6 protein-coding genes, 2 tRNA genes and 1 pseudogene are annotated in these 7827 nt (G+C 55.5%); 5 read left to right on the forward strand and 4 right to left on the reverse strand.

Translation table 11 applies throughout. The annotated features are described in order from the left end of the window. Positions 1 to 112 precede the first annotated feature (112 nt). From ACR0IP_RS18660 to ACR0IP_RS18675, 4 genes are all read left to right on the forward strand, one after another. A complete protein-coding gene (locus tag ACR0IP_RS18660; protein ID WP_480527198.1) occupies positions 113 to 607 on the forward strand; it encodes a nuclear transport factor 2 family protein in 495 nt (164 codons plus the stop codon). 20 nt (positions 608 to 627) lie between these two features. Continuing rightward, the gene (locus ACR0IP_RS18665; protein WP_480527200.1) at positions 628 to 1020 is read left to right on the forward strand and encodes a nuclear transport factor 2-like protein; all 393 of its coding nucleotides are present in this window, start codon (positions 628 to 630) and stop codon (positions 1018 to 1020) included. Next, a complete protein-coding gene (locus tag ACR0IP_RS18670) occupies positions 1017 to 1619 on the forward strand; it encodes an NAD(P)H-dependent oxidoreductase (RefSeq protein WP_480527201.1) in 603 nt (200 codons plus the stop codon). The genes ACR0IP_RS18665 and ACR0IP_RS18670 overlap by 4 nt, the downstream gene beginning before the upstream one ends. Positions 1620 to 1732: 113 nt before the next feature. After that, positions 1733 to 2890 (forward strand): adenylate/guanylate cyclase domain-containing protein, encoded by a 1158-nt coding sequence (locus ACR0IP_RS18675; protein ID WP_480527203.1) that lies wholly within the window; start codon positions 1733 to 1735, stop codon positions 2888 to 2890. Between the two features lie 135 nt (positions 2891 to 3025). Here ACR0IP_RS18675 and ACR0IP_RS18680 read toward each other — a convergent pair. Then, positions 3026 to 3100, reverse strand: a tRNA-Gln gene (locus ACR0IP_RS18680). A gap of 240 nt (positions 3101 to 3340) precedes the next feature. Here ACR0IP_RS18680 and ACR0IP_RS18685 point away from each other — a divergent pair. Continuing rightward, positions 3341 to 3565 (forward strand): annotated as a pseudogene (locus ACR0IP_RS18685) (integrase core domain-containing protein); the annotation flags it as partial. A gap of 1029 nt (positions 3566 to 4594) precedes the next feature. Here ACR0IP_RS18685 and ACR0IP_RS18690 read toward each other — a convergent pair. The 3 genes from ACR0IP_RS18690 to ACR0IP_RS18700 form a co-directional block, all read right to left on the reverse strand. Then, positions 4595 to 4671 (reverse strand) — tRNA-Met (locus ACR0IP_RS18690). Positions 4672 to 4744: 73 nt separating this feature from the next. Beyond that, positions 4745 to 5728 (reverse strand): alpha/beta fold hydrolase, encoded by a 984-nt coding sequence (locus ACR0IP_RS18695; RefSeq protein ID WP_480527205.1) that lies wholly within the window; start codon positions 5726 to 5728, stop codon positions 4745 to 4747. Between the two features lies 1 nt (position 5729). Further along, the gene (locus ACR0IP_RS18700; protein WP_480527207.1) at positions 5730 to 7202 is read right to left on the reverse strand and encodes a flavin-containing monooxygenase; all 1473 of its coding nucleotides are present in this window, start codon (positions 7200 to 7202) and stop codon (positions 5730 to 5732) included. Positions 7203 to 7827 lie beyond the last annotated feature (625 nt).

Consider the following 7827-nt stretch of genomic DNA (forward strand, 5'->3'; position numbering starts at 1 on the left):
CTTACACATGAAAGTAATGCCGACAGGGTGAATTATCACGTCCTACCGGGATTATTATCTTCGTGTCATCGCAGCCCAAAAGGCTGTCACCACGTATTCAGGAGGACACAAGATGAACACTCTGACCAAAGTTGCTGCCCTCACCGCTGCTCTGATCACAGGAGAGACCGCCATGGCCGCATCCCCAGAAGACAATATCAAGGTCGTGCAGGACTTCTTCGCCGCCTATGGCGCCAGTGATCTGGACGGTATCGCAGCCGTGATGGACGAGAACGTCAATTGGCACTTCCCGGGTCGCCACCCCCTGTCCGGCACCAAGACCGGTCGGGACGAAGTGCTAGCCTTTTTCGAACAACTGGGCACCGCTGGTTTTCAAGCAGAACCCATCTATTTCGGGGCCGACGAGACTCATGTGGTTGACATCCACCGTGGCTGGTCGAACGCCGATGGCAAACCGAATGTCGATACGACCTGGGCCCTCGTCTACCGGATCGAGAATGGCAAGATCGTCGAAGCCACCAACTTGTCCGCAGATCAGGATGCGGCAAACACGTTTTTCTGGTCCCAATACTCGTTGGCTCCGGTCCCTGAGCGACTGGCCAAGTAAACCATCAACAGGTGATTCAAGTGACCGACTACCCCGAAATCCGCAGTTTCATCGCCGACTGGTTTACCCGGTTTGACAGGCTGGATCCGATCGACGTGTTCCTGCCTGACCTCCACCCAGAGGTGGACTGGGACATGCCTGACGTCGATACCACACTCACCGGGCATGATCGCGTGAGGGTCTGGTATCGTGGCCTGCTTGAAACCTTGCAACGTCCAACCGAGCATCACGTTAGCAAGATCGAGATCACACCCGGCGCAGCCCAGTTCGAAGTTCTGTTTCGCGCCACGACCGTCGCGGGAGAGCACATTGAAGCCCGCGTTAAGGAAAACTGGCGCTTTGAAACCCGACCCGATGGTCGCCCGCTAATCACGCATTATTCCGCAACATTCCTGCAAGAGGCAGATACATGAAAACCCTTGTCCTCACCGCCCATCCGGACCTGAGCAAATCGCGCATCAACCGCGCCTGGTTTGACGCACTTTCAGAAGCCGCCGACGTGACGACTCGCGATCTGACCGCCATTGGCGGCGGCGAGATGCGCTTTGACATCGAAGCCGAACAGACCCTCTTGCTGGCCTATGACCGGATCGTGTTCCAGTTTCCATTCTACTGGTATTCCGCACCTCCGGTCATGAAAGCCTGGATGGATCAGGTGCTGAACTATGGTTTCGCCTACGGGCCGGGCGGTGACCAACTGAAAGGGCTTGAGTTCCTCATCCTTGTCTCGACCGGAGGTCCTGAGCACAGCTATCACGCGGGCGGATACAACAACTTTACAATGGCCGAGTTTCTGAAACCGTTCCAACAGACGGCGAACCTGGCCGGAATGACGTATCTAAGGCCTTTCGTGGCCCATGGCATGGCGGTGGCAACTCGAGAGCAGATTGAAGAGAACGTGCCCCATATGCTGGCCTATTTGAGCGATCCCGAATTGGACCCCAAGGTGAGACAGGCCCGTTTGCTCAAGCAATTGGAAGACGACCCCTCACTGGCAGCGGCGGTAAGCTGAGGTCGACTTATCCTGCGCCGGACAGAAAACACAGGTTTTTTTTAGCCGGCGCGGGTTCTCGAATGCCCAATGAAAGGTAAACTATCAGCGCGGAACAAGGGTGCGAAACCACGATGGCCGAGACTGATCACCTGAACCACTGGTTGATTTCTGATGGTCGCCTGTTGGGCGACGAGAGGCTTATCGTCAAAGGCTATTGCGAAGGATTAACCGCGCTTGGCGTCCCCCTCGCCCGCGCAAGGATCGCGCAGAATTATTCGAACCCTTTGCTCAGCGCTTGGGGGATCATCTGGACACCCGAAGAAACCCGCCGTTACACCGTACCGACCACGGTTTTATCCACCAGTGCGTGGCACGGCAGCCCGTTCGAATATGTCGTCACCCAGCGGCGCCCACTACGCAAACGCCTGACTGATCTTGACGTTCTGGCAGAGCATCCGGTCTATGCCGAGCTGGCCGAAGCAGGCGCTACCGATTTTCTGGCCATCCCGCTGGAGCACGGCAACGGCTCGGTTCAGGGCACCAGCTTTACCTCAAACGCAGATACCGGGTTTTCGGACGCGCATATCCGATACATTGAAGACACGCGATACGCACTTGCCGCAGCTTTGGAACCCATTGCGATGCGCCAGTCGCAAAAGAGCCTTCTTCAGACCTATCTGGGGCACGGCCCCGCCGAAGAAATTGACCAGGGGCACATAAAGCGCGGAGAATACAGAACCGTTTCTGCCGCAATCCTGTTTGCGGATCTGCGCGGCTTTACCCAAAAGGCCTCAACCTGGTCCGAGGGTAATTTGCTTGCCATGATGGGTAAGTATTTCGAGATGGTTGTGTCGCCCATCCAAGAACAAGGCGGTGACGTTCTCAAATTCATGGGGGACGGCATACTTGCCGTTTTCAACACTGATGACGACGCTGAAGCCTCGTGCAGATCTGCGGTGCGGGCGGCAGAACACGCCCTGACCAACCTACGCGACCACAACGAGACAGCCGCTGAAAAGGGACACGAGCCCATCGAGTTCGTCGTCGGCATTGATTTCGGTCGCGTCACGTTTGGCAATATCGGCAGCCCTGATCGCTTGGATTTCACAGTTGTCGGTCAGGCTGTGAACGTGGCCAGTCGCGTTCAGGAACTGTGCAAGAAACTGAACGAAAAGATACTGGTGACTCGGAGCGTCGCAGAGCACATGAATGGTAGCAAACAGTCAGCTGGCTATCATTCTATCCGCGGCTTGCAGAAGAAAATTGAGGCTTTTGCGATCCGAGCATAGCTCTTCAAAGTCAACTTTTCGCCGAATAAAGTTGTTTGCGTCGAACCTATCGCAAGGATTTATCGTTTACACAGCGCAAATGGAGCACATGCCTATTGGCTTGGACCAAACGGAAATAGTTTTTGGTGAGAAATATGGCTGGGGTGGTAGGATTCGAACCTACGATACACGGTACCAAAAACCGCTGCCTTACCACTTGGCTACACCCCATCGGTGAGCGGCTGTCTACGATTGTTGCTGGCAGGGTTCAAGAGGATTCAGATAAAAAAGTGGGCCGTCTAGAAAAAATTTTGGTCGCGCTTGCTGCTGCGTCCGCGGCGGGGTTCCTTTGACCTGTTTTCGACACCGATATCGCCAAGCGCCAGTCTCGGGATAGACAAACAAGGGCACTAAGATCCCTCGGAACTTAGATCCTGTGAGTTCGAATTCAGGCCTGGCACTGTCACCTTTGCTGACCTCGGTGTCCGGACGGCTTACGTTGAATTTGGGAGCCCATGGCGGAACGGATACTGCGAAAGCTTCAATGGCCGTGTCAGGGACGAGCTACTCAACGGCGAAATCTTTACAACCTGCGCAACGCACAAATCCTGATCGAACAATGAAGGAGACACTACAACACAAAACGCCCCCAAAGTGAATTTGGGCTATCGTCCGCTAGCGCCCGAAACCATCGTAGCGATGAATCACAGGCCGATGATGCACTATCAATCAACTTGGACCAGTCAGATTAGGCTGCACACTAAACAATGGGCCGCTCAGGATCGCCTCAAGGGTGATGCGACGTCAGACCCGGCTGGGTTGCGGATCTCCATTCGTGAACCGAATGTTAACAGCCTGTTTTCTGCGTGTTCAACCGTGTTCTTTAATACTCCTGTATGAATCCTTGCCTGAAAAGTCTGATGGCCGAGATACGCAATGAAATTCGGGGGGTAAATGGATGTTGGACCTTGCTTTGACCTTTTCAGCTACTTCAGTTTGGGTTGCCGTTGGTTTCTTGTCAGGGTTTTCTTTTTTATTGACTTGAAGGAACCGTTTGGCAGATGCACGAGCCCTCAACCCCTTACACCGCTGCAATGAACGCATTTCAGTTAGAAAGCGAAGACGCCGACGGCTACGCGGCGATGTGGGCCGCTTGTCAACTCATGGCTTTGCTTGAAGATAGGCCGGAACTAATGAAGGAATTTGCGGACTTGTGGGCGAAAAAGTGGAAACTCAATACACATTCGCACTTTGACGCAGACCCCATGTAGCACCTTTTTGCATCGCGAAATCTGAGTTTTAAAGGCTGACTGGTACGGGGAAATACCGGCCCGTCCAGCAAGGTCCTGTCCCACTAAATTCAGTGGATTTACAGCGGCCATTTGCTCCACCAAGTCACGAATAGGGAAAGCCCACAATAGCCGGAGAGGCCCCCAATATGCCCGTCGGCCAAGCGAACGGGGTTCGGTCACAGCAATTACCTTAGGATCTGCGGAGACTACTTAAGATCAGTATTGTGTCACTTAAGTAGAAGCGCATTCGAGGCAACCGACTCGCAAAGATGCAAACATTCGGCGAAATTGGGCAGCTTTGGATGAAGAAAAACAATCGACTAAGTAACAATCGCTCCGAAGCTAAACCTAGAGCGCGGTGTGCGTAAAAAATAGTAGGTTCAAGGGAACTCGAAAAATACCTGATTACCAACAATGTATTGAGAGAGGTATTTGGTAGCGGAGGAGGGACTTGAACCCCCGACACGCGGATTATGATTCCGCTGCTCTAACCAACTGAGCTACTCCGCCATGAGTGAGAGGCGATTTAAGGGAGCGGTCAGGGAGGGTCAAGAGGGAAAACACCCCCAACTTACGGATTCTTTCAGTTCGTCGGCTGCCCCTCATGCGGAAGAGCGGCGCTCGCCGCAATGCCAGAGGCGACACCGGCGATGAAAGCGGCGCAGCGGTCAGGCTCGGTGATCAGGATCATGTGCCCTGCCCCGTCAATCACCTCGTATCCCAGCCCAAAGCGCTCCATCGGAGGGCCGTGGTGAGGGGCCGACAGGATTGCATCCTCGGTGCCATAGAGGATGGCACCCGGTGTCCGAAGCGCATCATAGCGGGCGACTTGCTCGGAGATGCTGAGATCAACGCCGATCACATCCTCGGACGCCGTGACAAAGGCCGAGGGGCGCAGGCCAAGGGCGCCTCCCGCGCGATCCAGAAAATCCGAAGGCGGCGTTTCCGGGTCGAACACTGCGCCCAATGTATGCGGTGCGGTTTTTGCTGCGATGGGAACGGCCAGCGTGTTGCCAATCAAGCGTCGCAGCCATTGCGTGCGAATCTCCAACGGTTTGAAAACCGCTGGCGTTCCCGGCAGTTTTTGGGTCAAAGGGGCAAGCAGCGCCAGCCCGCCTACCCTTTCGGGAAAGTCCAGCGCCATCGCGAGCGACACCGCTCCGCCCAGTGAATGCCCAACAAGAATCGCGCCGGAGACCTCTTTTGCCGCAAGAAACTCGGCAATCATCCGCGCCTGCTCTGACAGTCGGGCCAGATCTGCGCTGTCGCGTATGGAATACCCGCATCCCGGCCGATCAAGCGCGATCACGTGGTACTCCTCGGCCAGTTTGTCGACCAGTGCGTAGGTATAGTGCTGCAATTGACCCGCCAGCCCGTGGATCATCACGATGGTTTGCGCGTTCGGGTCGCCTTTTTCAACGTAGTGAATACGCCCGCCGCGCACCGGAAGGATTTGCCCCATCTGCGGAACGGTTTTCAGCCCCTCACGCATCAGGCTGCGAGTCCACAGGTTCATCGCCAGCAGAAACACCGCGAAGATGGCCAATAGAATAAGAAGCGTCGTCATATCAAACCTCGCTGCCTGCGGCGGGAACCGGGGCGTATTGCTCTAACCCGGATTGTGCCATGCGTTTTTGGAATTCCGCAACTGTTCCGGGCCACAGAGTCGTGTTGCGCCCTTCGGCATCCTGATACCACGACGAACACCCTCCGACCTGCCAGACACTGTCGGCGTGACGGTCCTGCATTTCCTTGGTAAACGCGGCTTGCCGTGCGGGGTCGGGAACAACCGCCTCCAGCCCTTGGCTTTGCATCCCGTCCAGAACACGGCCGATATGGCCGACCTGAGCCTCAATCATCAGCACGACCGAGTTGTGGCCGAGGCCCGTATGAGGCCCGAGCAGTATGAAGAAATTCGGAAATCCTGCGATGGCAGTGCCCAGATTGGCCTGCATCCCCCTCACCCATGCATTGCGCAATGTCTGCCCACCTGTCCCAGTGATGTCGAGGCGTTCGACCATATCAGTGACATGAAACCCGGTGCCCCAGATCAGGATATCAGCCTGTGTTTCGCTACCATCGGCTGCGATGATCCTGTCTCTTTCAATCGAACGGACTGCTTGCGATATGACGTCGACATTGTCGCGCGCAAGCGCCGGATACCAATCGTTCGAACTGAGGATCCGCTTGCAGCCAATCCGGTAATCTGGCGTCAGCTTCTCGATTTCGGCAGGGTCTGAGATCGCGCGTTCAAGCTCTTTTCGCCACAACTTCATGGCATATTGCACCATTCGCGTTTCACCGCGGAACACCCGATGGCGATACTCGAAGATCGCGAAGATCAGCTTGCGCCGCAGTCGCGGCAACAAAGGAATCCGCGCGTAAAGCCTGCGAACCCAAGGCGCGATCGGGCCGTCAGGACGCGGCAGAACATAAGGCGCGCTGCGTTGGAAAATCGTGACATGGCGGGCCGTTTTGGCGATCTCTGGTACGAATTGCACCGCCGAGGCACCCGTTCCGACCACTGCTACGCGCCTACCCGCGACCGAGACGTTGTGATCCCATTGCGCAGAATGAAACGTCGGGCCCGGAAAACTGTCGGCCCCTGCAATGTCCGGAATACTGGGATGATGCAACGCACCGATGGCCGAGACCAGAAACCGCGCCGACCAGATCTGCCCAGACTGCGTTTCGACCTGCCAGCGCGCGCCATCCCATTTGGCCGACTTCAACTCCTGCTGAAAATGACAGAGGTTGTAGAGGCCTTCCTGGCGCGCAACATCCTGCAAATAAACCTGAATCTCGGCCCCTGCCGCATAGGCGCGGCTCCAGTTCGGGTTTAGGTGCGTGGCCATCGAATAGAGGTGCGAGGGGATATCACAGGCAACACCGGGATAGGTATTCTCGCGCCATGTCCCGCCGATATCACCAGCCTTTTCCAGAATAGCGATGTTGCGGAGGCCACGTTTGCGCGCCTCAAGCGCCATGGTCAGCCCGGAAAACCCGGCCCCGATGATCAGCATATCGACATTGTGATCCACGCCCTCACTCCTCTTCAAGACGACCAGAGTGTATTGGCAAAGACTATAAGCGCAGGCGGCGCCCTGAACAGCGTCCCGTTGGGTAATGCCGCCAAACTAGCACTCGCATACGCTGAGTGTGACTGCCACTATGTCGTTTTCGACGAATTCGATCAGTCAAAACGCCCCTTTTTGGCAATAAGGCTCGCAGAATCCGTCGTCATTGCGACCGAAAAGGTCGGAATCCGGAGCACCGCACACGCAAAGAGTGTCTAGCCTTCCCAACCAACCCACATAACCAAAGACGCCTTTTCGGTGTCCGTTTAACATCGAAATCACAAGGAAAAATTCAAGGCGCGACAGAACCTGAGTGGGTCAGGATTTAAAGCCGCGCGCCTGAACGACCGGTGCGATCACCGCAAAAACATAAGAGAAGAGCCAGCAGACAGAACGGCCTTCCACCTTATCAAATCGACAACACGGAGGAAATTGATGTCGATTAAAGAACCGTTTACGGATTTGGACATTAAGACCGCGGATAGCGGTTTTTATGAAAATAACAGCGTTCCGATTGCGCTGATCAGTAAGGGCGTGATGGTCGCCCTTGTGCTTTGGGCGCTGATCTTTCCGGCGAATGCGAATAGCA

It is taken from the genome of Ruegeria sp. AL11 (assembly GCF_056540865.1).

Excerpts from the sequence above, each read along its gene's own strand:
- ACR0IP_RS18675 (WP_480527203.1), top strand. The coding sequence starts at position 1,733 with ATGGCCGAGACTGATCACCTGAACCACTGGTTGATTTCTGATGGTCGC.
- ACR0IP_RS18660 (WP_480527198.1), top strand. The coding sequence starts at position 113 with ATGAACACTCTGACCAAAGTTGCTGCCCTCACCGCTGCTCTGATCACA.
- ACR0IP_RS18670 (WP_480527201.1), top strand. The coding sequence starts at position 1,017 with ATGAAAACCCTTGTCCTCACCGCCCATCCGGACCTGAGCAAATCGCGC.
- ACR0IP_RS18695 (WP_480527205.1), bottom strand. The coding sequence starts at position 5,728 with ATGACGACGCTTCTTATTCTATTGGCCATCTTCGCGGTGTTTCTGCTG.